This window comes from Vibrio sp. 1978 (assembly GCF_033344345.1).
On the sequence record NZ_JAWPOP010000112.1, the window covers coordinates 1 to 1,240 of the forward strand.

The window sequence follows — 1,240 nt, forward strand, 5'->3', positions numbered from 1 at the left end:
TACTGTTTTTTATGCAGCTTTGGGCAAGGCTCTGGTATTGGGCTTTGATGAGGTGAATGTGGCGTTTTATGGAACACGGTATACAGCGCAGCGGCTAATATAAGAAGAGGCAAGACTTTTTCTAGCCAATCCGTACTGATGGCATCGACAAAGAGCGTGCCCAATGTTGCGCCGACAAGCGTTGCTGCAAACGCGCGCCCCCAACACTGAGGTTTGAACAAGCGTTTTTTGTAGTAAGTGAATGCGGCAGTTGACGATGCAAAGGTAGCAGCCAACTTGTTCGTCCCCAAAGCAATGTGAGGAGGAAGCCCCAAAGACAGCAAAGCAGGGACGGTTAGCATCCCTCCACCACCTGCGACTGCGTCAATAAATCCAGCAACAAAAGCGACTAGCGCCAACACCAACAGCATTGTCGGCTCTATCATTTCCATAAATTCTTATTCTTCTAATATTCTATTTTTCGTTTAAATGGCGGCAGTGAGTCGATAAGTGCTTGCCCGTAGCGTTTGGTTACGAGGCGTCGATCCAGAATGGTCACTCTACCAGAATCTCGTTCTTTACGCAGTAGGCGGCCCACGCTCTGGATCAGCTTTTTGCTCGCATCAGGTACAGTGATTTGCATAAACGGGTTGCCGCCTTTCTTTTCTATGTATTCTGAATGCGCTTGTTCTACTGGAGAGGTAGGAACACCAAATGGAATTTTGGTGATCACTAAGTTTTCCAGTAACTCTCCTGGCAAATCGAGTCCTTCCGAAAAGCTTCCTGTACCAAAGAGAACGCTGGTTTTGTTTGTTTCTACAAGCTTTTTATGTTTTTTTAGAATTTCTTGACGAGAACTTTCGCCTTGTACTTGCAAAGCCCAGCCTCGTTTTATGAACTCTGAAGACAGCGCTTCTGCGACTTGGTTCATCTGCCAGTAAGAGGAGAATAATACCAAGTTGGCCTTTTTGTCTTCTAAGTACTTAGGCAAGATCTCAATAAGATATTCAGTAAACTGAGGTGCCGATGGTTCGTACTTCATTGCAGGTATGAGTAACTCAGCTTGGTTTTGATAATCAAAAGGCGAAGCGAGTGCCAAAAACTGAGTCCCAGATTCTGGCTTGCCATCAATGCCTACTTGATGGCAAAAATAGTGGAAAGAGTTCAACGCTCGCATTGTTGCTGAAACTAATACGGCACCAATACAACGACTCCAAATCTGTTGGTCTAGCTGCCATCCAATCTCAAGAGGGGATACACT

General features: G+C 45.6%; 2 protein-coding genes. Both read right to left on the reverse strand.

Annotation, left to right across the window (positions count from 1 at the left end; genetic code table 11):
- Window positions 1-431 (reverse strand): sulfite exporter TauE/SafE family protein (locus R8N49_RS24835; RefSeq protein WP_318190180.1); only part of this gene is annotated, 431 nt, incomplete at its 3' end.
- A 14-nt stretch (window positions 432-445) separates the two neighbouring features.
- Window positions 446-1,240, reverse strand: a 795-nt coding sequence (locus R8N49_RS24840) for a helicase C-terminal domain-containing protein (RefSeq protein ID WP_318190181.1), incomplete at its 5' end; no start/stop codon positions are given.